Below are 22,668 nucleotides of genomic sequence, written 5' to 3'. Positions count from 1 at the left end.
GGTTGGGAGAAAACAGACTGCGTCAGACCGTTCGACCCAGCGGCTCGACACCCAGCGCCTCGGCCATGCGCACCAGGTCGGCAACAGAGCGGGCGCCGAGTTTCTTCATCATCTGCCCACGATGCACTTTCACGGTGACCTCACTGAGGTTCAGCTCAGCGGCGATCTGCTTGTTCATCAAGCCAGCGATCACGAAGGCCAGTACCTGACGCTCCCTGGGCGTCAGGGTTTCGAAAGCGCCGCGCAAAACCCCGCCGGCCTGCTCATCGGCCAGACGCTCGCGGTCGCGGGCCAGGGCATTGGCCACTGCGTCGAGCATGTCCTGGTCACGGAACGGTTTGGTCAGGAAGTCTATCGCGCCAGCCTTCATGGCCTTGACCGACATGGCGATATCACCGTGCCCGGTCATGAATACCACCGGAATGCGCACTCCGCCCTGTTCCATCTGGGCCTGGAACGACAGGCCGCTTTCGCCGCGCAGACGCACATCCAGGACCAGGCAACCGGGCACGGACTTGCGCGGGAAGTCCACGAACTCCTGGGTGCAAGCGAAGCTCTGTACCTGCAGCCCGACCGAACGGAACAGCCCGTCCAAGGCGACGCGCATGGACGCATCGTCATCGACGATGTAAACCACCGGTTCATTCGGGCCATGGGTACTCTGTACGGCCATTTGCGCTCCTTCAGCCGTGACGCCGCGTGCTGCTGGCAGGTAAGCAATCTAGCCTATTGTTGGGCAAGGTTCACCGCTTTGGCCACTGGAAACTACCAATGCCAGACGCAGGTATGCTCCGGTTATACCTAGGTATACTTCTGCCACTTGCGCGACGGCGTATCTTGGATCAACGGCATCGGCCACCAGGAGCAGATCGCGCATGAAGCAGCCCACCGCAACCCTGATTGCCGTTGTCGACGACGACGAACCCCTGCGAGTTGCGCTCGATGGTCTGCTACGCGCCACGGGCTACCGGGCGCGCACCTTTGGCAGCGGCAGCGATTTCCTCGCCTCCGATAGCCTGGGGCAGGCCGACTGCCTGATCTGCGACATTCAGATGCCAGGCATGTGCGGAGTCGAACTGCTGACGCAACTACAGGCACGGGGGTTCGACATCCCGGTAATCTTCATCAGCGCCCACCCCGGCCAACGCTCGCGCATCACCCCAGGCATGGCCGGGGTGGTTAGTTGTCTGCCCAAACCATTCGAGGCCCAGCATTTGCTGGACTGCATCGAGTCCGTACTGCAGCGCTGAACGGTACTTTCGATACCTTGGTATAGCGCGGCTACGCCCATGTGTACGGCATTGCACACCCATGGAGAAGTGTTTCCGTCCCTGCCCCTGCCTAACATCGACCTACAGCGAACGACTGGCCCGACAGCGTCTCGCCAAGGCTGATGTACAGCACCCTCACCGTTCACGTCAGGAGCACGAACATGAAACAGCAACTTCTGGTTATCGGCGCAGGATTCGCCGGATTGTGGAGCGCCCTGAGCGCCGCGCGCCTGCTCGATATGCATGGCCGGCAGGACGTGCAGATCACCGTGCTTGCGCCCCAGGCCGAACTGCGCATCCGTCCGCGTTTCTATGAAGCCGACGTGCACAGCATGTTCGCGCCACTCCAGGCGCTGTTCGACGCTGTTGACGTGCGCTTCGTCAAGGGTCGCGCCGAAAGCATCGACGAACAGGCTCGCTCCGTCAGCTACCGTGGCGACGCTGGCCAACAAGCGCAACTGGGCTACGACCGCCTGATTCTGGCCAGTGGCAGCCAGCTCGCGCGTCCTCCCGTGCCTGGACTGGACCAATACAGCTTCGACGTGGATCAGATCGAGTCGGCAGCACGTCTTGAACAACACCTGATGACGCTGGGCAAGCGCCCAGAAAGCGCCGCCCGCAATACCGTGGTGGTGTCCGGCGGCGGTTTCACCGGCATCGAAACCGCGACCGAGATGCCTGCCCGACTGCGCGCAGCACTGGGCGCAGAGGCGAAGGTCCGAGTGATCCTCGTTGACCGTGGCGAGCGCATCGGGGCAGCCCTGGGTGAAGGTATCCGACCTTCAATCATCGAAGCCTCGCAGCAACTGGGTATCGAATGGGTCGTCGGTACCAGCGTAACGGCGGTGGATGCCAATGGCGTGACGCTGGCTGATGGCCGACATATCGAGAGCCAAACCGTGGTTTGGACCGCAGGTATGCGCGCCAGCCCCCTGACCGAACAGCTGACCAGCGCACGCGACCACCAGGGCCGCCTGCATGTGGACGGCCATCTCAAGGTGCGCGGCCTGGACCATGTATTTGCCGCAGGAGATGTCGCCTACGCCGCCACCGACGAGATCGGCAACTTCGCGGTGATGTCCTGCCAGCACGCGATCAGCCTCGGACGCCACGCCGGCAACAACGCCGCCGCCGATCTGCTGGGTGTGGCACCGACGACCTACCGTCAGCCCAAGTACGTGACCTGCCTGGACCTGGGCACGTGGGGCGCCGTGTACAGCGAGGGCTGGGACCGCCAGTTGAAGCTGGTCAAAGGCGAAGCCAAAGAGCTCAAGACCCAGATCAACACCGTGTGGATCTACCCACCTGCAGCCGATCGCGCCACCGCCCTGGCCTCTGCCGATCCATCCATTCCCGTGGCGTGAGCCTCGCACGACCTTGCACCAGGAGAACGACCATGACCATGCCAATCGACGATCTCGTCCCGACCCTGTCCGAAGAACTGGTACCCTCGCGCTACGCCTTGAAAGTCGGCGACATAGAAGTGCTGGTGGTGAGTGACGGTGTACTGCCGCTGCCCACCGAAACCATGTCGACCAACGCCGATCCTGCCGCCCGGGCGGCGTGGTTCAAGGACATGTTCCTCGGACCGGACACCTTCGACTGGGCCCTGAATGTGTTGCTGGTGCGCAGCGGCGAACAGGTCATCCTGGTGGATGCCGGGCTGGGTGGTCAGTTCCCTGGTTTCCCACGGGCCGGGCTGTTCCCGAAAAGGCTGGCGGCAGCCGGCATCGCGCTGGAGTCGATCACCGATATCGTCATCACCCACTTGCACATGGATCACATCGGCGGTCTGTTGGTGGACGAGGTGAGGAACCGCTTGGATGCGGACGTGAAGATCCACGTCAGCGCGACCGAAATGGACTTCTGGGCTGCACCGGACTTCTCGCAAACAGACATGCCGCAACCGGTACCGAACGTGCTGCGGTCCACGGCAAATGCGTTCATGCAAACCTACGCCGACAAGATCCGCACCTTTGACCGGCACCGCGAAGTAGCGCCCGGTGTGGTCGCCAGCCTCACCGGCGGCCATACCCCAGGGCATTGTGTGGTGTACATCAACTCAGGCGCAGAGCGGCTGACCTTCGCCGGCGACGCACTATTCCCGGTGGCCTTTGACCACCCGGATTGGCACAACGGTTTCGAACACGACCCAGAGGAGTCGGTGCGGGTGAGGATGGCGCTGCTGCACGCTGCCGCCGCCAGTGGCGAACTGTTCGTCGCCACGCACTTGCCCTTCCCTTCCGTAGGACGGGTGGCAATCGACGGTGAAGGGTTCCGCTGGGTCGCGGGGTTCTGGAACTATTGAGAAAGCCGTGGTATCGACTGCCCCTCACACAGACCGGTGCGATGCACGACATACGCGGTGACGTGTGGGGAGCAGGCCGGCATACAAGATGTCCCTCACTCCGGCAATCCCGCCAACCTCAGCCCCTCGGCAAACTTCGAAAGATCCTCATCACGATAGATAGGCAACCACTGGCTCAACGCCGACACTCGCAATCCAGGGTCCAGTTCCTGCAAGCGCGCGATCGCGACCTGGGCACTTTGCTGGCGTCCACTCAGCGCGTGACTGGCGGCCAGCAATGCCACTGCGGCAAGCAGACTGGGCACATTCCCAAGAGCCTTTTCCGCCCACATCACGGTTTCGTCATACTTCGCAGCGAAGAAGTTCGCCAACGCCATTCCCACTTGCAAACGAAACATCTCAGGGTCCAGCGGGCTCAGGCGTTCAGCGTGTCTGAGGTCTTCGATCGCCGCCTGTGTCTCACCTCGCAATGCACGCAAGATTCCGCCGAGAAACCACGCGGGCGCCAGGTTGGGATTAAGCAGGCGCGCACGTTCGAGCAACGCCATACCGCCGTCCAGATCGCCTGCCAGGTGGCCCAGGGTGTGTCCACCTCGGGTCAACGCCACCGCATCGTCTCGTCCTAATTCGACCGCCATACGTGCCAGTCGAATCCCTTCGGCGATTTCCGAGGCGCGATCATCCATCCAGCCATTGAGCTTGCGCCAGAAATAACACCACGCCGCCATGCCGTAGGCAGAAGCGTACTCAGGGTCACGCTCGATAGCGTTGTAGAAAAGCGGCAATGCCTGTTCGATCGCTTCATGGGTACCAAGATGCAGTTTCGCCATGCCTCGCAGGTAGTAGTCATAAGCGCACAAACTGTCGGTAGGCTTGCGCCTGGCCCTTTCGATTTCGACACGCTCCAACTGGGGTGCGATGGCCCCGACCACACTCTGCGCGACCTGATCCTGAAGCTCGAACAAGTCATCGATTTGCCCCTCGAAACGCTCGGCCCACAGATGCTCGCCCGTGATCGCGTCAATCAGTTGGCCGGTAATGCGCAATCGGCTGCCCGCCTTGCGCACGCTGCCTTCGAGCACATAGCGCACGCCGAGTGCCAACCCCACCTGCTGTGCGTCTACACGCTGGCCCTTGAAGGTGAAACTGGAGTTTCGCGAAATGACGAACAACCAGCGGATGCGTGACAAGGCAGAAATGACGTCCTCGACCACGCCATCGGCGAAGTAGTCCTGCTCTGGGTCACCACTGAGGTTCTGAAAGGGTAGAACGGTAATCGACGGTTTGTCGGGCAGAGCAGGCCCGCTGACGGTGTACCCCGCCTCAGATAACGCTTCGAGGGGGCCAGACGCTGCACGGACCTGTCCCACGAAACGATAGCCCTTGCGGGCCACCGTACGCAGCAGTCGCTGTTGCTCGCCGGAGTCGCCGATGGCTTTGCGCACGGCATTGATATGACTGGTGATGGTCGACTCTGAAACGATCTTGCCATTCCAGACACGCGCCAGCAGTTCGTCGCGACCGATCACCCGCTCGCGGTGGCTGACCAGGTGCACGAGCAGGTCGAACACCTGCGGGCCGATGACAACGGGTGCTCCGTGCCGGGTCAGCTCCCTGCGCTGCTCGTCGAGCATGTAGTCATCAAACTCAAATGGCACGATGGATGCCCCCTGCGTACGCTCAAGCTGTGTAGTCGAGGCGCTTATTGATCGGTTCGGTTCGATGATACGGCAGCCGCTCGTCGCTGGCACGTGCCCAGGCGTTGGCCGAACCGTTTGGACAGAAATTGAAGCTCGCCTGAAGACAAACCCAGTCCGTCGACAAGGACACGACCCTGGCCTGCGGAGCATGCTTGTCCCTGAAGACGGCAACGGTTGCGGTCGAACACGCGAGGAAACCACAATGAAAGTCGTGGTCATCGGAGGCACGGGCCTGATTGGCGCTAAGCTCGTCAACGGCCTGCGAGCGCGCGGCCACCAAGCCATCGCGGCGGCGCCGAGCACCGGGGTGAACAGCATCACCCGCGAAGGCCTGGCGCAGGCTATGGACGGTGCTGACGTGGTAGTGGATGTCGCCAACGCTCCGTCCTGGGAGGACCAGGCGGTGTTCGAGTTCTTTGAAACGGCCACCCGCAATCTACTGGCTGCCGAGCAGGCGGCTGGGGTCCGGCATCACGTGGCGTTGTCGATCGTCGGTTGCGATCGCCTGCCGGACAACGGGTACTTTCGCGCCAAGGTCGCGCAAGAAGCGCTGATCAGACGCGCTGGAGCGCCCTACACCGTTCTGCGCGCCACGCAATTCTTCGAATTCGTTTCTGCAATTGCCCACCTCAGCCAAGTGGGTGATGAGCTCCGCCTGTCGCCAGCGCTGGTGCAGCCCATCGCATCGGACGATGTGGTCGCGGCGCTGATCGATGTCGCGCTCGCGCCAGCGGCCAACGACATCCTTGAAATAGCCGGACCTGAAGCACTGCCGCTCGATGAGCTGGTGCGTCGCTTCTGTCGCCTGAGCGGCGACCCGCGCAAGGTCGTGGCAGATGTGCATGCACGCTATTTCGGCGCCGTGCTCGATGACAGATCGCTGACGCCTGACAGCGGCGCGCGACTTGGCACCACCCGTTTCGAGGATTGGCTGGCACGCCAGTGAAGCAACCCTGCACTTCCCCACCCCGCATAGGAGCAACGCCATGTTCAGCCGCACTCTCATGACCCTAGCGCTCACTGCGCTGGCCATCACTCCCGTGTTCGCCGCCGGAGATCCGGCCAGCAAGGTCACTGTGGTCTTCGACCAACCACTGCCGAACGTGCCAGGCAAGAGCATGCGCGGGGTGATTGTCGACTACGCCCCAGGCGCCGCCTCCCCCGCGCACCGACACCCCAAGTCCGCATTCATATACGCCACGGTACTGGAAGGCGAAGTGCGAAGCAGTGTCGATGGTGAGCCGCCCCACACCTACAAGGCAGGTGAAAACTGGTACGAGGCACCCGGTGCATTCCACGGTGTGAGCGCCAATGCCAGCGACAGTAAGCCTGCAAAACTGATGGCCGTGTTCGTGCTCGATAGCAGCGAGACGGTACTGGTCACTCCAAGCGATCGATAAGACGCGCCGCCACGATATGCCCATCACGGCTCGATCAGAGCGCGCACTCGAGAGGAAAAGACATCATGCAACGCCTGAACTGGTTCGAGGCTTCACCTGGCGCAGCGAAAGCCCTTGGAGCCCTGCATCACTTCGTGACCACCGCGACGAATTTACCGGCGCAACTGATTCACCTGGTATTTCTCAGGGTCTCCCAGGTCAATGGGTGCGCGCACTGCATCGACCTGCATTCGCGGGACCTTCTAAAAGGAGGCATGTCTGTTGAAAAGCTGGTCCTGGTGCCGGTGTGGCATGAGGCGAAGCACCTGTTCTCCGATCAAGAACGCTCGGCGCTGGCGTGGTCGGAAGAGGTCACCCGGGTCAGCGAGACGCATGTATCGGACGAGGCCTACGCAGCGGCATCGGCCACGTTCGACGAGAAGGACCTGGTTGACCTGACCACAGCCATCGCAGCCATGAATGCTTTCAATCGTATGGGTGTCAGCTTCCGCCTCAAGCCTGCTGCGAAGCCATGACGATAGGCGCTTGTGCCTTCAGTCACCTTTAGTCGAGCGCACCTGCAGAAGGCCTCTTGGCAGTATGAAACCCTTGAAAGGTTGTTGGGTGATTGGATTGAAGGCTTTTTCGGCATTCAGGCGATAGCGCATCACCCCGTCACCTACCTTGAAGCTCAGATCGACGCTGGTGGCGGTGCGCCCGTTGAGCGCGCCCCGACTCAGGAGTCGGAACATGGACCAGGGGCCCCGGTAATCCAGGTTATTGCTGTTGCCGTTTCGCCTGAGCAACGTGAGGCTGCTACGCACCTGAGGGCCCAGGGTGTTGGGCCAGATGATGCCGCTTATCTGGCGAGGTCCGTGAGTGTATGAAACCAATTGGCCATCCAGATCCAGCAGGCTGGTGCGCTGGTTGCCACTGAGCCCCATCGGCTCGATGCTGAACTGCACACTCAGATTTCCTCGCTGGTCGAAGAAGGTTTCCCTGATCCGCTCGGCTGCTGCCAATTGCTCCAGGACGTCGCTGCGGATCAGCGAGCCGCCCTGTTGATTGCCCAGCGCCTCTGGATTGTCCTGGAGAAAGACTTCAAGGTAGCGGTCCTGGAACTGCCGCAACCGTCCCTTGGGGCCGAAGAACGCTTCGAAATCCTCCAGGGACGCATCAGGCGCGTGGGCAACGAAGGGATACCGATCCGCCAACCGTTGCTGGAAAAAACTGTAGACCTCGGTATCCCACCGCCGCTCCAGCTCCCGCAGTGCCTCGACATTGAGTACACGAGCGGTCTGCTCGGCAAGTTTTCTGACCTGTTGATCGAGCGGCTCCGGGAGCCCAGAAGCGACCCTTTGCAGGTTGGCGATCGGATCGAAACCGGTCATCGAGAAGCGCTGGAGCACCACATGCAGAGCGGCCTTGCCACGATCGGAGCTGTCTTGCACGGCTTTTGCGTAGTCGTAAACCGCCGTCACTGCATTCAGGGTTTCAGCGTAATAGCTGGGTTGAGTGCCTTTGGGCGCCAACAAAGCGTGCAATCCCGAGAAGGCACGGCGGATATCGAGCCGATACTGTTGCTCCTCTTTACCTTCAGCAATCGGCAAAGGCTGGAGCTCGGTGTTGTCCCTCACGGTTTCGAGCAGACGAAGCAAGGGTGCAGCCGGGCCTGTCAACTGTTGCAAAACCGACACGCCATGGTCCAGGTCCTGAAAATCGGTCACGACGAATGCCGTCAAAGATCGCCGCCAGGTATCGATGTAATCCGAGGTGTACAGATTGCGAATACGCTCGCTCAGTGCTTTGCGGTCAGCGCTCGAGTAGTCCAATTGAGGACGCTCACCCAGTGCCCACTGGTCGATCACGGCCATCTCGGTGAGGCGTTGGCTGCGGGGCTCGAAGAATTCCTTGAAACCTCGGGCCGTCACCAAAGGCGGAAGCACGACGGCCGCCTGGCTCGTCGCGGGCTGATAAACCACGTCGAATGCCGGCCCAATCTGATTGCGCAGATCCAGGCCAGCGGGCAGCTCATCCTGAGCTTCCTGTTTGAGGCTGGCGTACACCCGTTGTGGCAGGGGTATCTTGCGCAAAACCTGCTGGATCTCACTCACGCGGCGGGTGAATTGTGGCAGATCAGTTTCGGCATAGGCCAGGGCGTACTGCAGGTGCCCCATGAGGTCGCGTTGCAATGCCCCCTGTCCTGGAAACACTTTCTGCCAATACAGCGACATCCATTCCTGTATCAATTCCGGTCGGCGGTTGTCACGGTCCTCGATCATCCGATAGACCCTGAGAGCAGCCATCTGCTGATCACTGCCAGGCGGGGCTGCATCCATTGCCTCGACGACGCCGCTGGCAACTGCTGGGAGGAAACGACGAGATAGCAGGTTCAAGTAGGCTTCATCGACCATCGGCCCGATGGCGCGCCCCTGATAGAGGCCCAGATCTGCAACGCCCGGCCAGGCGGAACGATATGCACCGAACACCGAAACTGCTTCCCGAATTTGATTCAGCGGCGCCAGGAGATTACGACCGGTAGGATCCAGCCGCTGATCCAATTCCTGAATGCTGAACGCCTGAGTCTTAGCCAGCACGCCGGCCGCCTTGGCTGCGTTGATGTCGAAGAAACGATGCCAACTGGCAATGGCGATGGCAAACGCAAGCACGCCTACTCCAGATCCCACCCACAACAGCTGACGCTTGCTGCGTGCCACCCTGACATTGTCTCCCGCCAGCCCAGCCTCTTTGTAGATAACGCTCTGAAAAAGGTGCTGGATGAAATAAGTCTGCGGACTCTTCTGCGATTTGCTCACGCGCAGCGGCGGCGTGGTGTTGTAAGGCTGCGCTGCCTGACGTACAAACGCGTTGCTGATTTCGCCGTGCTGCACGACCGAGGAGCAATAGACTCCCCGCACCAAGGCAGGGGTGGTAAAGCGATCACTGGCCAATATCTCCCGCAGCAACCCCACCAGTACAGGACGCAGACCAGCCAGCTGGGCATGCAATGATGCCAGACGCACACGCTGCGTCGGACAGCCAACACTATGGAGAGCCTGCGCCACCTGTTGCTGCACCTGACAGACCAATTCATCGTAGTGCTCGACGAACTCGTCCAGCCAGGCATCGAACCTGCTGACGGCGTCCAGCCTGAAGGTGAATCCAAGCAGCTGTTCACGCTCATTGGCGTTCAGCCGCGAATAGAGTTCGTCGAATCCGTCCAGCAAATCGAACTTGCTGAACACGACGTACAAAGGAAGCCGCGAGCCAAGTTGGCTGCTCACCTCATGCAATCGAGTACGCAGCGTTCGAGCAAGGACTGTTCGCTGTTCGGGCCCGCCACGTAACAGCGATGGTAGATCGATCACCAGCAACAAACCGTTGAGAGCTCTTTGGCTACGGTTGCGCGCCAGCCACTCCAGCAAATGATCCCAGAGCCTTGAAGGAGCACCGACCGGGACACTGACCTGTGGCCTTCCCTCCAGGGCATCAGAGCGTTCGCTTGTCATTGAGATCTGGGAAATCAGTTCTCCAGGAGGGTCGAGAATCACTGCCTCGTCGCTGATCCACCAGCTGATCGGGTACTCGAGTTCTTGCACGTGAAGCCCTTGGGTTTGAATCTTGGCTATGCGGGTCAGGGAAAAACGCTGATTCGAGCCGTCAATCAAACTACTCTTGCCAGCGCCCTGCTCTCCGATCACCAGGTACCAGGGCAAACGATACAATGTGCGTCGACCGCCGGAATGGTCCAGATAGCTTTCCAGAGCTTGGTTCAGCGACTGCTCTTGAGCCTGGACATAGGAAAGGCAAGGGTCGGCCTCGACAGCAGCTTCCTCGCGTCGCTCCGCCTGCAACCGACGAAACCTGACACGAAGCATGAACGCCCAGGACAAGATTGGCAGCAACACCAGGAACAGGCTGACCATCCCACGGCTAGACAAGCTTTCCAGCAGTCGCTGTCCACCCCACGTCCATTGCGGCCCCAGCCACCAGATGGCGATCAGCAACAGGGAGATACCCAACCCGAGCAACATGGGCAAGGCCAACCCAATACGTATCGCGAGCGGCGCGCCCCAGCGCTTGCACAGTGTCCAGAGTCGATTCATGAAGGCTCCTATTGCTTGTTCTTTTCGAGCAGCGCTGAAGGTGCGCCGTAGTGCTGAAGTCTTTGGAAGACGTCAGGTTCCCAATCATCGGCAGTGGTTTGCTGCATCGTCTGGGCGACACTGGCGCACAGATCCTGGGCCAGCCAGGAAATGCCCCTTGCCGCCAGCAAATCGGCCGCTATGGTCGTGCAGTGACATCGCTCGCGAGGGGCCAGGAATTCCGCTTGCATGCTCTGCAGGCGCAACAGCAATGGCTCTACCCCGCCATCCAACTGGCTCGCCAGTTCCTCACGCAGGCTTGCGAATTCCAACCCCGCGCTTGGGCGCTCGGCACCGGCCGGCCCGCCCCTCAGCCACGCCAAGCACTGGCTATCGACGAATGCTGTGCCATCGCTGAAACACAATTGCTGGAGAGCCGGGAGGCGTTGTACGAACCGCGCCGTGGTGCTGCGGATGGCCTCCGCTATTTCATCCATCGCCAGCTGTGCAGCCATGGCTGCGGCAAGAAAACTGCCTCGAATCCAATAGGGGGATGACGTCACGCTCTTCTCGATGCGAAGCAGCAAGCTAGCGGACACCGACGTACTGGCGATCGCTTCCTCATAACCGCGGACGATATCCAGAGGAACTGCCATCAGCTCCGTGCGGTTCTCCTGCCTGGCGCCAGGCGCAGTCTGGATATGAGCCCATAAGCCGAAACGTCGGAGTTGATAGCCAGTGGGGTCGTACAGGTCCTGCTGATTGATGAACTCCGCCATGCTCAACACGGCTCGACGAGTCTCGCGTTCGGTACCGAGAGACAGGCTCGTCTTGGGCGCAGCGAAGGCATCAAGCAGAGGCGGCGGTTCTGCACGTGGCGTGGCGACTTTGGCAGCATGGTCGGCATCGCTCTCAGCGGACTTCAGATGCTCGCGCAACAAGCGCTCAAGCTCCCTCAGGACCTTGGCGTCCAATTGCGCTGCATCAGCGCGCCGCTGCAGCCGTTCCAGGGCCGTCTGCGCATCGATCGCATGCGTACTGCTATAGGTAGATCGGTCTAGCCGGGCAAGCGTGTCGAGCAATCGATAGATGATAAGACCCACCAGTTTGCGCTTGCTCAACAGCCCCTTGGGACCTGGCTTAGGATGGGCGGTCTCCCAGTAGCGTTCGACCATGCCGGCGAGTAACTCCAGGGTCGAAGTCCACTGCTGCCAACGATCGCTACGCAGCCAGACGACACTCAAGTGCCAAACGATCCGCAAGTGCTTGCACTGCTCGGCGAGGTATTGGCGAGATGCCTCCTCGATATAGCACCAATCGATCGACGCTTCTTGAAGCCCTCCCAGCTTCACCATCTCCTGATCGATGGCCTGATAGGTTTCGTCTTCCATGTCGAACAGTCCGGCAGGAACCTGCGGGTCTATGGGGGAAAGCAACCGCGCCATTTCCTCCGCCGATGTCTGCGCTACCAGCGACATGTCTTGCGCGCCTGGTCAATGAGAAGGTCCAGTCCCTCGGCATCGAACGTCAGTCCATCGATCGTGGGGTGGTCGCTGACCACGCGGATACGATGGGCACCTAAAAGCACCTTGATCTGCTCGATCGCCGGCAGACCCCGGCCTGCATCGAGCACCTGACCGTTCTCCATGACTTGCCAGAGGGTAGCGACCGTAGAACGCCTCTCGCCCTGCAACTGCACCTTGACCCGGCTGGTGTCGAACGGTTGCGGGGCAATCAGCTGCAGCCGGGAAATGTTCTGTATGCAACTGATCGCCAGGTAGGGCCGCGGCTCAACCGAAGCGATGGCTGGGGCGGTGATGATCACCCGCGCCTGCGGTTGCCCGTCGGCCTCCTTGCCCATGCGAAAGGTCAGGTCGTCCGGCGTTCGCTCGACTTCGTTGGCAAGCACGTTCAAGACGCTGGGCGCGTCCTGTTCGGGTACCGACCAGCTTTGCTTCGCTACCCGCGCGGGCGTTCGTGCGGCCTCATCAAAACAGGCCAAACGCTCGAGGTTAGACACGATACCGGGACAGTCTCGAACTGTGCCGGCCCACACCGGGCCAAGATAGAAAAGCAACGACAATCCAGCACCATATGCGCAGCGACTAATCATTGGAACAGCACTCTCTTCAGTGGAAACGGCGGCCCAAGTTACGAAGAGAAATTTCCTACACTTGAGCCGAAAAAACGACAACACTGACCTTCAATAAGCGAAAACAAAAACGAGACTAGTACAGAGAGCCTGCCGCACACAAACAAATATCAACTTACAATTTTCACCTCGACTAAAAACCAACTTTGGATGCATGTTCTTCCCAAGCAACAGCACGCACAAGCCGATAGAAATTATAACTATTCAACAGTGTAGGACCCATCTTACAGAAAGATCCCACGCAACTAGCTTTAGCAGGAAACTTCTTACAAGGACTTAGACGCCATGCCCAAAACCATGAGTTCCGTTGCGCCCAAAGAGCGCATCAACATTCGCTACATTCCTGCCACGGGCGGTGAGCAGGCGGAAGTCGAACTGCCTCATAAAATGCTGGTCTTGGGTGACTTTGGACTGCAGGACCAAAGATCGCTCGAAGACCGCCCGGTATTGCGCATAGACAAGCACAGTTTCAACGACGTACTGAAGGAAGCCGACGTCAGGTTGAATATGTCCGTGCCCTCCGCGCTCAGCCCGATACCGGACGCCGAGATCGCAATCAGCCTGCAGTTCGGCTCCTTCAATGACTTCGGGCCAGACCAGATTGCCCGTCAAGTACCCGAACTCAACAAACTGCTAGCGCTTCGTGAGGCGCTGATCGCCCTAAAAGGCCCGCTGGGAAATGTCCCCGCCTTTCGCAAACAGATGCAACTTCTCCTGAGCGATGCGCAAACCCGCAAGCAACTAGCACACGAGCTGGGGCTGGAGCTTGAAACAACCACTGAAGGTTAAGTCAAGGAGCGTGGCCAATGCCAAATCAAACCCATGCGGTACCCGGCACCGATATTGAAATCGAAACACTAGGTCAAACTACATTGCTCGACCAGATCATGGCCGAAACCATGTTGATTCCGACGCAGGACGGCTATCAGGTTGCAAAACAAGGCGTCGCCGCTTTCCTTGCGGAAATCCTCAAGAGCAACGACGTAGAACAGCCGGTCAACAAACACCGTGTAGATCAAATGATCGCTGAAGTCGACCGCGTGCTGAGTAAGCAAATGGATGCGATTCTCCACCAGCCTGAATTTCAACGACTGGAATCCGCCTGGCGTAGTCTCAAACTACTGGTCGATCGGACAGACTTCCGCGAGAACATAAAACTTGAGGTGCTCCATACCAGCAAGGACGATTTGCTCGATGATTTCGAGAACGCCGCGGACATTACCCGAAGTGGGCTTTACAAACATGTCTACACCGCGGGTTTCGGACAGTTTGGTGGCGAGCCCGTGGCGGCCATGCTCGGCAACTACAGCTTCGGCCCCTCCTCTCCCGACATCAAGTTGCTGAACTACATGGCCTCGGTCGGCGCCATGGCGCATGCCCCTTTTCTGGCGGCACCCGCGCCGGAATTCTTCAACCTCAGCAGTTTTGAAGGTTTGCCTGACCTGAAGGAGATCAAAGACATCTTCGCCGGACCTCGCCATGCGAAATGGCGCGCATTCCGCGACAGCGAGGACGCGCGCCATGTCGCCCTGGTCGCGCCTCGCTTCATGCTGCGCTCTGCCTATCATCCCGAAGAGCAACCTATCCAGAGCTTCAACTACGACGAGAACATAGAGGGCCGACACGCCAACTACCTGTGGGGCAATGCCGCTTTCCTGCTAGCAGGTTGCATCAATAACAGCTTTGCGTGCTATCGCTGGTGTCCGAACATCATCGGCCCGCAATCCGGAGGCGCCGTGGAGGACCTGCCAGTACATCTATTCGAGTCGTTGGGGCAACTGCAAGCGAAGATTCCCACCGAGGTACTCATCTCCGACCGCAAGGAATTCGAACTGGCCGAGGAAGGTTTCATCGCCTTGACGATGCGCAAGGACAGCGACAATGCGGCGTTTTTCTCAGCCAACTCAGTGCAAAAGCCCAAGACATTCCCGAAAACGCCCGAGGGCTTGCAAGCACAGACCAACTACAAGCTTGGCACCCAGTTGCCCTACCTGTTCATCGTCAACCGGCTGGCCCATTACATCAAGGTGCTCCAGCGCGAACAGATCGGAAGCTGGAAAGAGCGACGCGACCTGGAGTCAGAGCTCGGTAAGTGGCTCAAGCAGTACGTCGCCGATCAGGAAAACCCATCTGCCGATGTGCGCAGCCGTCGCCCTCTCAGAGCGGCGAAAATAGAAGTCTCCGATGTAGCGGGCGATCCAGGTTGGTACCAGGTGTCCCTCGCCGTGCGCCCGCACTTCAAGTACATGGGGGCAAATTTCGAGATATCCCTCGTCGGTAGGCTCGACACGCAATGACCGGTCTTTTCAGCCGCCTCGCAGCGCAATTGCCACATGCCCCAGCGCCTTCACGACGAGAGCGGGCCGGGCAAAAGATCGAGCTGATCAAGCGCCATCTCGAAACGCTGCTGAACACCCGCCAGGGTTGTTCACAGAGCAGCCCTGGCCTGGGGCTGCGTGATTTCAACGGCCACACCTCGAGCAATGGCAATTTGCTTCAGCAGGTCAGTGAGGACATTCGCCTGACCATCGCCCGCTTCGAGCCGCGGATACACCTCCAGGCGCTTACCGCTATTCCAGATGCAAATACCCCGCTTGAGCTGCACTTTCGCCTGGATTGCCAAGTGCACGTGAACAATCACGCGGAGCAGTTGCAAATCGAATTGTTGGTCAACGGCCACAACCGTTACACACGAGTCAGCTAGCCATGTCGTTAAAGGATCAATTCAGCGAAGAGCTTCGCTACCTGCGCGAACTAGGAACCGATTTCGCCAGGGACAATCCTCAGCTTGCCCGCTTTCTCGGCACGGATAGCAGTGACCCTGATGTCGAGCGCCTGCTGGAGGGCTTTGCCTTCCTGACGGCCAAGCTAAGGCTCAAGCTCGAGGATGATCTACCGGAACTGACCCATCCGATGCTGCAGCTGTTGTGGCCGAACTACCTGCGTCCGTTACCGAGCGCAACCATCATCCAGTTTGCCCCGCTCGACCAGTCGCTCAGCCAAGCCCACCGCATCCCCAAGGGTGCCCGTCTGTTCTCCACGCCGGTGGACGGCGTCGCCTGCGAATTCCGGACCTGCACGGAGGTTACGCTACAGCCTTTCGAGATAGACCAGGTGACTGCCACCCAGACATTGGATAGCTCAGTCGTGAATATCGGCCTGGAAACTCGTCTCGATCGGCCGCTGAATACCCTGGAATGCGACAGGCTCGACTTTCATCTGAGCGGTGACGACCACAGCGCCAGAACGTTGTATCTATGGCTTTCGCAATACCTGCGACACATTGCGGTGACCATCAACGGGCAGGTTCGAAGACTGCCGGCCAGTAGTGTCGGCTTTCCAGGCTTCGCCCCAGAAGAGGCTTTGCTGCCGTATCCGCAGAATGTATTCGATGGCTACCGCATCCTGCAGGAGTACTTCCTGTTTCCCCAGCGGTTTCATTTTTTCAGCTTGAGCGGGCTGAGCACGCTCTGGCCCGACCAGACCAGCCAGAACGTCCATATCGAGTTCAACTTCAGCCGACAATTGCCTCAGTCGGTACGGGTCGGCAAAGACGATTTCCGCTTGTTCTGCACCCCTGCGGTCAACCTTTTCCCGCACGGTGCCGAGCCCATTGACCTGTCCGGCGAACAGGCACATGCCTTGTTGAAGCCAAGCGCGCCCCACGCTCACGCCTGCGAGATATTCAGCGTCGATCGGGTGATCAGCACGCGCACCACGGCAGGCAGCACCATCGGTGAACCTGTACGGGTATTTCGTCCGTTCGAGAGCTTCGCCCATGAGATCGAACATGTGCAGGGCCGTACCGCGTTGTACTACCGCTGCCAAATGGAAGAGTCACTGATACATGATGGGGTGATCCACCGCATAGCCTTCGTCCGCGCCGACGCGAGCCTATACATCGGTGAGCTGGAAACCGCCTCGATCGAGCTGACCTGTACCAATCGAGATCTGCCCCTCGCCCTGAGCGTGGGCGATATCTGCGTGAACTCGGAGGTCACCCCGCCACTGGTGAGCTATCGCAATATCCGCCGCCCGACTCGACCTTGTCGACCCGTGCTCGATGGCCAGTTGCAATGGGCGCTGATCTCCAATCTCTCGCTGAACTACTTATCGCTGTTGTCGGCGGACCCGCTCAAGGCAGTTATTGGCGCCTACGACTTCGTGGCCTTACATGACATCCAACAAGCGCGCTCCACTCGCAAGCGCCTTGAGGCCATCAGCGAAGTCTGCACCCATCCCCTGGACTGGCTGATCAAAGGTCAGCCGATCCGAGGTCTGCGCACCCACCTGCATATCGATCAGAGCGGGTTCCTCTGCGAGGGCGATCTCTACCTATTCAGCTGCGTGCTTTCCCAGTTCTTCGCACTTTACGCCAGCATCAACTCCTTCCATCAATTGGAAGTGACCAACACCGCCAACAATGAGCATTACACATGGCCACTGCTGACCGGCAAGCAACCGCTGATCTAGTCGATCGGCTGCTGGCCGATGCGCATCAGTACAACTTCTATCAACTGTTGGAGCGCCTGCACGGCCTTCATGGAGACGATCTGGAGCCTCGCTGTCTGGAGCGGGCCGCGCGCCGGCGTGTGACGCTGACCAATGACCCGAGTCTGAAATTTCCGGTCTCAGATGTACTGAATGCCGAGCGAGTACCTGGAGGGGATGAGCGTTACACCGTTTGTACAACGTTTTTGGGGCTCCACGGTACTGACTCTCCCTTGCCGACGTACTATTTGGACCAACTGGCTTACGAGCATGCCCAGGGTATCGGTGCACGGCCTGCATTCTTCGACTTCTTCAACCACTACATACTCAGCCTGTTGCACCGAATCTGGCGTAAGTATCGCTATTACATCCGCTTTCAAGCCGGTGCCAGCGACCAGTTCTCTCAATATGTTTTCGCCTTGATCGGGCTCAACAACAAGCAACTGCGGGGCGCCACCGCGCTGCCCTGGAGTCGACTGCTGAGCTTTGCCGGTGTCATCGCCAGCCGCAGCCGCGCTCCCGGCACGGTGGCGGGCATCATTGCTCACTGTTTCGACCTGACTTCTGTGCAAATCCGCGAGTTCGAAACGCGAATAGTCAGCACTGCCGCACAGCAGATCGTGAGTCTGGGACTAGCCAACGGCCAACTCGGAAGCAGTTTCTCGGTGGGCAGCCGCACGCGTACCCGCAGCAGCAAGTTCACCCTGTTGATCAGCGAACTAGACCAGGATCAGCTACGCGACCTGTTACCCCACGGCGTCAACTTCGGACGCCTACGCGCGCTCATCGATTTCCTGCTGCGCGATGGCCTCGCCTACGACCTGGAACTGCGACTCAAGCAGCACGCCCTCTCACCCTTCTGCCTGCATCGCAGCCAGGGCGCCCATCTTGGCTGGACCAGCTTCATCGCCGACAAGCAGGGCAACTATCGACCAGTCGTTAGCATTCGGGGACGCTCATGAATACATTGACCCTTAGTATCGTCAACTTCCAGCAACTGCAACACGGCATGACTCGCCATCATCGGTTCGATCGCAACGGCGGCACCATCGGAACGCAGGCGGCAGACTGGCGGCTGATCGACGACAGCCAGCGTATACGGCCTATCCATTGCGAGATCCGCTGGGCAGAGAACAGTTTTTGCGCTGTCGACCATTGCGGTCGGACTTTTCTCAATAGCAGTTCTCGCAGCCTTGGACAGGCTGGGCCAATGTGTCTGAAGGATGGTGACCGACTGCGCATCGGTGAATATCTGATCCAGGTTCATTACCAGGAACAAGCGATCGCACCTCCATTGCAGGGTCTGCTCCTGCCAGCGCAAGGGGTGCTCGCTGCCCTGCCGCCGGCAAATCCCGAGGCTGAGGACAACGTACACACAGCCCTCCCGCCTTCTCCAGACATATGCCAGGCACTGCAGAACGACATCGGACTTGATCCGTTATTGGCCCTGGACAATCTGCAGCATTCGAAACCCACGCAAGCAGGCATCCTGCATGGCCTTATCGTGGGAGATCAACAATGACTCGCCGCGTGCTATTGCTGATCGCACTGACATCTGCGTTCCTCGCCAGCGTGGGCTGCACCACCCTGAACAAACTGGGTCGGGTCATCATGGATCCCTCAGTGACCGTGGGCTCACCTGAAGATCAGCCCACCGAGGTTGCATTCAGTATCAACGTCAGCCCTACGATCAATCGCAACCCCAACAGCCTCACTGCCACCGTCCAGGGAAGATCACATCAGGTGTTGGAGGAAACCACCGAAGTGTCATCGCCCAGTTGGCCCGATACGGAGGACACCCCCGGTAGCTACGCAGAGCCAACCGTGATCTTGGACTTACCGGACGCCAAGGCTGAAGCCTCGGAGCAGATAGCCACTCCTATCGCCGTAAAAATCCTGCAGTTGAGGGACGACTCAGTGCTACGCAATAGCCTGTATCAGTCGCTCGACAAAGACTCGGCGAAAACGTTGCGCAGTACCTATATCCGCGGCGACGACTACCTGCTCTTCCCCGGCCAGTTCAAGTTCGTGCCCTTCACGAAGGTCCATGCCGAGAGTCGCTACATAGCCGTGATTGCCGATTACGGCTCCGAGCAGGACGCGACCTGGCAGCAGGTGCTGCAGATCGCTCCCCAAGGACGGCACATCGTCCTCTCGGTGCTGGTCCAGGACTCACAACTGGTTCTGAAAGAGGAAAGCCGATGACAGCCCACTCTGCCCGCCAACCTGTCTACTCTGAACTGGAGCGCACATGAGTTCACGTAACCCTGTACTGTGGCCCGAAGGCTTGTTCGTCAAGCCGCAGCACTTCCAGCAGGTGACCCGAGCCAGCGAGGCAGCCTTTCACCAGCGCCTGAGCAGCCTCAATGACGCCTTCTACGGCTTCACCGAGCTGCAACTCAATGATGAATACCTGAGTCTGGGCAAGATCGCCATTACCCGGGCACGTGGCATCATGCCCGATGGCAGTGTGTTCGACATTCCTGGCGACCTCCCGCCTCCTGCACCTCTTCAAGTCACCGGCGAAGTGTCACAGTCCAGCGAGATTTATCTGTGTCTGCCACTGCGCACGGAGGGTGGCCGGGAGGTCAGTTGGCCAGACGACGCCGCTAACTATCGCTATGTCGCCCAACCTTACGAAATCAAGGACACCCATACTGCAGACGGCGACTTGGTGAAGGTAGACCTGGCAGTACTCAACTTCCAGATCTCAGGCGAGGCGCAAGACAGTAGCGCCTATACCCGCCTCGCTTTGGCCAAAGTTCTCGAACACCGACCTGATGGAGGTCTGCGACTGGACGAGAATTTCTATCCCACCAGTCTCTCGGTACAGGCCGTGCCTGGCCTCAAGCGCTTTCTCGACGAAATCACCCACACCTTGCGAGAGCGCGCCCGAAACTTGGCGGCTCGCATCGGCTCGTCGGGCCAGTCCGGTATCGCGGATATCCGTGACTTCAACTTGCTGCAAGCCATGAACCGCTGGTGGCCACACTTCCAGCACTTGGCGCGCCAGCGGCAGACCCACCCGGAACAACTCTATCTCTGCATGAGCCAGGCTTGCGGCGAATTGGTGACGTTCACCGATGAGAGCAGGACGCCCGAGGACTATCCGGCATATCGGCACACGGCCCTGCATAGCTCTTTCAAGCCATTGGAAGACACGCTGCGCCGGACGCTTAGCACCGTGCTTCAGCCACGTGCGATTTCGCTTCCGTTGATATCCCACCAACACGGTGTACTCAACAGTACCTTGGAGGATCGCCGGTTGATCGACACGGCCGTGTTCATTCTCGCCGTACATGCCAACCTGCCAGCCGAAGATCTGCGACAGCAGTTTCTACAACGCACCAAGGTCACATCGCTGGCGGCCACCAGCGAACGAGTGCCGTACCTGTTGGACGGCATCACCCTGCTGCCGTTGCCCGTGGCACCGCGCGATCTGCCCTACCACGCTGGCTTCTGCTACTTCGAACTTGAACAGCGCGGGCCATCCTGGGATTCCATGAAGGACAGCAATGGTTTCGGGATACAGATTTCCGGCGAGATACCCGGCTTGCAGTTGCAGTTCTGGGCGATCAGGAGTGAATGAGATGGAAGTTCATCTGTACAAAGCCGATGACGACAAAAAGGCTGAAAGAACAACAGAATCCGAACGTAAAACCAGCGCATGGACGACAGTCAGCGTGGAGGAACAGCCAAACAAACTGCTCGAAGGCGCCTATCCTGCCGACCCTGAGTTTGCCCTGCGGGGCGGCTATGCCAATCAGATGATAGACGCCGCCATGCCACTGTTCGGCCTAGTGATGCGATTACGGACCCTGGATGATCTGCCTCACATCGCAGAGGTGCACAAACAGGTTCGTTATGAAGTCAGCCACATCATCGAGGAGATGCGCCAGCACGCCTATGAACCTGCCCACTTGCTGGCGTACTCCTACGCGCTGTGCCTGTACCTGGATGAGGCAGTCATGACCCGACCTTGGGGGACGCCCTCCTGCTGGAGCCACGAACCGCTGTTGAGCATCTTCCATCATGAAACTTCGGGCGGCGAAAAGATCTTCACCGTGCTCTCGCGGTTGATGCAGGAACCCAAGCGCTACCTGGACGTGATCGAGTTCATCTACATGTGCCTTTGCCTTGGCCTGAAGGGTAAATACGGTATTGCCCCGAAAGGCGACGAAGCACTGAACAGTCTGATCAGAAAGGTCTATGCCGTCATCCGTGAAGTGCGCGGCCCAGTCCAGGCGCGTTCCCACGATCCGCTCGTCAATGTCGCGCCGCGTCATTTTCGCATGAGCCGGGGATGGCCGTGGTGGAGCCCCTTGGTCATTTCCGCCATGGCCATGACGGTGGCATACGGGCTTTACCACTATCGCTTACACCTGATCACCACCGAAGTGCTGCAGTCACTCAACAGCATTCTTCAGCAATAGCCGCTAGCCGGCCGAGTCGCTCATTTCAACGAATTGGCGGGGCCTTTGCCGCGCCGACAAGCCCATCGTCTTCGATGGCCACGCCACCTTTTGGTGTGCGTGTTTTATCCACATGGATGCAGGAGAAACTGCGATGCCAACACCCGCTTACATCAAGATCGAAGGACAAACCCAAGGCAATATCACGGCCGGTGCATTCACTTCCGATTCGGTCGGCAACGTATTCGTAGAAGGCCATGAGGACGAGATTCTGGTTCAAGAAATCAAGCACCTGATAAGCGTACCCACGGATCCACAAAGCGGACAGCCTTCGGGGCAGCGGGTACACAAGCCGTTCACCTTCACAAGTTCGTTGAATAAGGCCACACCGTTGATGTACCAGGCGCTGGCGAGCGGCGAGATGCTTCCAACCGTCGAGATCAACTGGTACCGCACTTCCGTTGAGGGCAAGCAAGAACACTTCTTCACCACCAAGTTAGAAGACGCGACCATCGTCGAGATCAGCACCGTCTTACCCCACGCCCAGAGGAGCGAGAACGCGGACTTCACCCAATTGATCGAGGTATCGATGGCATACCGCAAGATTGCCTGGAGCCACGTGACCGCAGGTACCGAAGGCGCTGACGACTGGCGCAAGCCGATCGTTTGACCTGCCTCGAATACACCGGACAGGCGTGCCCTGTCCGGTCTTCGCTCCCCCAAACGGCGTACAAGGAATTGCCATGCCTAGCCAATCCGATCTGCGTTTCACCTTCCATCCCCTGGTCGGCACAACGCAATTCGAAGTGGTGTCGTTCTCACTCACGGAGGCGGTGAGCACGCCCTTCAAATTGATTCTCGAGCTGATCA

General features: G+C 59.2%; 21 protein-coding genes. 16 read left to right on the top strand and 5 right to left on the bottom strand.

All coding sequences use genetic code 11. From position 1 onward, the window contains the following. Positions 1-22: 22 nt before the first annotated feature. A complete protein-coding gene (locus E2H86_RS14630) occupies positions 23-673 on the bottom strand; it encodes a response regulator transcription factor (protein WP_133328989.1) in 651 nt (216 codons plus the stop codon). Between the two features lie 202 nt (positions 674-875). Here E2H86_RS14630 and E2H86_RS14625 point away from each other — a divergent pair, with 202 nt between their 5' ends. The 3 genes from E2H86_RS14625 to E2H86_RS14615 all read left to right on the top strand — a co-directional run bounded on the left by E2H86_RS14625 (position 876) and on the right by E2H86_RS14615 (position 3,579). Then, positions 876-1,250 (top strand): response regulator transcription factor, encoded by a 375-nt coding sequence (locus E2H86_RS14625; protein WP_133328987.1) that lies wholly within the window; start codon positions 876-878, stop codon positions 1,248-1,250. A 182-nt stretch (positions 1,251-1,432) separates the two neighbouring features. Then, the gene (locus E2H86_RS14620) at positions 1,433-2,635 is read left to right on the top strand and encodes an NAD(P)/FAD-dependent oxidoreductase (protein WP_133328985.1); all 1,203 of its coding nucleotides are present in this window, start codon (positions 1,433-1,435) and stop codon (positions 2,633-2,635) included. A gap of 32 nt (positions 2,636-2,667) precedes the next feature. Then, positions 2,668-3,579: an MBL fold metallo-hydrolase gene (locus E2H86_RS14615; protein ID WP_133328983.1), complete on the top strand. Its 912-nt coding sequence runs from the start codon at positions 2,668-2,670 to the stop codon at positions 3,577-3,579. A 95-nt stretch (positions 3,580-3,674) separates the two neighbouring features. Here the strand turns inward: E2H86_RS14615 and E2H86_RS14610 are convergent, their stop codons facing one another. Further along, positions 3,675-5,237 carry a winged helix-turn-helix domain-containing tetratricopeptide repeat protein gene (locus tag E2H86_RS14610; protein WP_133328981.1) on the bottom strand — a complete coding sequence of 521 codons (1,563 nt, stop codon included), beginning with the start codon at positions 5,235-5,237 and terminating at the stop codon, positions 3,675-3,677. Positions 5,238-5,481: 244 nt separating this feature from the next. On the opposite strand from E2H86_RS14610, the gene E2H86_RS14605 reads away from it, so the two are divergent. The 3 genes from E2H86_RS14605 (at position 5,482) to E2H86_RS14595 (ending at position 7,194) form a co-directional block, all read left to right on the top strand. Continuing rightward, complete coding sequence (locus E2H86_RS14605) at positions 5,482-6,225, top strand: SDR family oxidoreductase (RefSeq protein WP_133328979.1); 744 nt, start codon at positions 5,482-5,484, stop codon at positions 6,223-6,225. Positions 6,226-6,265: 40 nt separating this feature from the next. Beyond that, entirely contained in the window at positions 6,266-6,679 is a 414-nt protein-coding gene (locus tag E2H86_RS14600) for a cupin domain-containing protein (protein ID WP_133328977.1), read from the top strand. A 65-nt stretch (positions 6,680-6,744) separates the two neighbouring features. Next, complete coding sequence (locus E2H86_RS14595; protein ID WP_133328975.1) at positions 6,745-7,194, top strand: carboxymuconolactone decarboxylase family protein; 450 nt, start codon at positions 6,745-6,747, stop codon at positions 7,192-7,194. A gap of 18 nt (positions 7,195-7,212) precedes the next feature. Here E2H86_RS14595 and tssM read toward each other — a convergent pair whose 3' ends face one another. Genes tssM through vasI form a run of 3 tightly spaced genes read right to left on the bottom strand, consistent with a single transcriptional unit; the run spans position 7,213 to position 12,856 of the window. After that, positions 7,213-10,764, bottom strand: coding sequence for a type VI secretion system membrane subunit TssM (tssM, locus tag E2H86_RS14590; RefSeq protein WP_133328973.1), 3,552 nt, complete (start codon positions 10,762-10,764; stop codon positions 7,213-7,215). An 8-nt stretch (positions 10,765-10,772) separates the two neighbouring features. Next, positions 10,773-12,221 carry a type VI secretion system protein TssA gene (tssA, locus tag E2H86_RS14585; protein WP_133328971.1) on the bottom strand — a complete coding sequence of 483 codons (1,449 nt, stop codon included), beginning with the start codon at positions 12,219-12,221 and terminating at the stop codon, positions 10,773-10,775. Next, positions 12,209-12,856, bottom strand: a complete 648-nt coding sequence (gene vasI / locus E2H86_RS14580) for a type VI secretion system-associated protein VasI (protein ID WP_133328969.1) — start codon at positions 12,854-12,856, stop codon at positions 12,209-12,211. Before vasI ends, tssA begins: the two co-directional genes overlap by 13 nt. 324 nt (positions 12,857-13,180) lie before the next feature. Here vasI and tssB point away from each other — a divergent pair, with 324 nt between their 5' ends. The 10 genes from tssB to E2H86_RS14530 all read left to right on the top strand — a co-directional run bounded on the left by tssB (position 13,181) and on the right by E2H86_RS14530 (position 22,468). Then, positions 13,181-13,684, top strand: a complete 504-nt coding sequence (gene tssB / locus E2H86_RS14575; RefSeq protein WP_133328966.1) for a type VI secretion system contractile sheath small subunit — start codon at positions 13,181-13,183, stop codon at positions 13,682-13,684. 17 nt (positions 13,685-13,701) lie between these two features. Further along, complete coding sequence (tssC, locus tag E2H86_RS14570) at positions 13,702-15,192, top strand: type VI secretion system contractile sheath large subunit (protein ID WP_133328964.1); 1,491 nt, start codon at positions 13,702-13,704, stop codon at positions 15,190-15,192. Next, the gene (gene tssE / locus E2H86_RS14565; RefSeq protein WP_133328962.1) at positions 15,189-15,599 is read left to right on the top strand and encodes a type VI secretion system baseplate subunit TssE; all 411 of its coding nucleotides are present in this window, start codon (positions 15,189-15,191) and stop codon (positions 15,597-15,599) included. Before tssC ends, tssE begins: the two co-directional genes overlap by 4 nt. Before the next feature lie 2 nt (positions 15,600-15,601). Further along, entirely contained in the window at positions 15,602-17,368 is a 1,767-nt protein-coding gene (gene tssF / locus E2H86_RS14560; protein WP_133328960.1) for a type VI secretion system baseplate subunit TssF, read from the top strand. Next, the gene (gene tssG / locus E2H86_RS14555) at positions 17,332-18,348 is read left to right on the top strand and encodes a type VI secretion system baseplate subunit TssG (RefSeq protein WP_133328958.1); all 1,017 of its coding nucleotides are present in this window, start codon (positions 17,332-17,334) and stop codon (positions 18,346-18,348) included. The genes tssF and tssG overlap by 37 nt, the downstream gene beginning before the upstream one ends. Further along, entirely contained in the window at positions 18,345-18,908 is a 564-nt protein-coding gene (locus E2H86_RS14550) for an FHA domain-containing protein (protein WP_133328956.1), read from the top strand. Before tssG ends, E2H86_RS14550 begins: the two co-directional genes overlap by 4 nt. Next, positions 18,905-19,591: a type VI secretion system lipoprotein TssJ gene (gene tssJ / locus E2H86_RS14545; protein ID WP_133328954.1), complete on the top strand. Its 687-nt coding sequence runs from the start codon at positions 18,905-18,907 to the stop codon at positions 19,589-19,591. The genes E2H86_RS14550 and tssJ overlap by 4 nt, the downstream gene beginning before the upstream one ends. A gap of 46 nt (positions 19,592-19,637) precedes the next feature. Further along, on the top strand, positions 19,638-20,975 hold the full coding sequence (tssK, locus tag E2H86_RS14540; RefSeq protein WP_133328952.1) for a type VI secretion system baseplate subunit TssK: 1,338 nt from the start codon (positions 19,638-19,640) through the stop codon (positions 20,973-20,975). Between the two features lies 1 nt (position 20,976). Beyond that, the gene (icmH, locus tag E2H86_RS14535) at positions 20,977-21,819 is read left to right on the top strand and encodes a type IVB secretion system protein IcmH/DotU (protein WP_207955634.1); all 843 of its coding nucleotides are present in this window, start codon (positions 20,977-20,979) and stop codon (positions 21,817-21,819) included. A gap of 133 nt (positions 21,820-21,952) precedes the next feature. Next, a complete protein-coding gene (locus E2H86_RS14530) occupies positions 21,953-22,468 on the top strand; it encodes an Hcp family type VI secretion system effector (protein ID WP_133328950.1) in 516 nt (171 codons plus the stop codon). The last annotated feature ends 200 nt before the right edge of the window (positions 22,469-22,668 follow it).

This window comes from Pseudomonas putida (genome assembly GCF_004357765.1).
GTDB classification, from domain to species: domain Bacteria; phylum Pseudomonadota; class Gammaproteobacteria; order Pseudomonadales; family Pseudomonadaceae; genus Aquipseudomonas; species Aquipseudomonas putida_U.
Note: the sequence above shows the minus strand (reverse complement) of the source record. Positions and strands in the feature narration are given on the sequence as shown.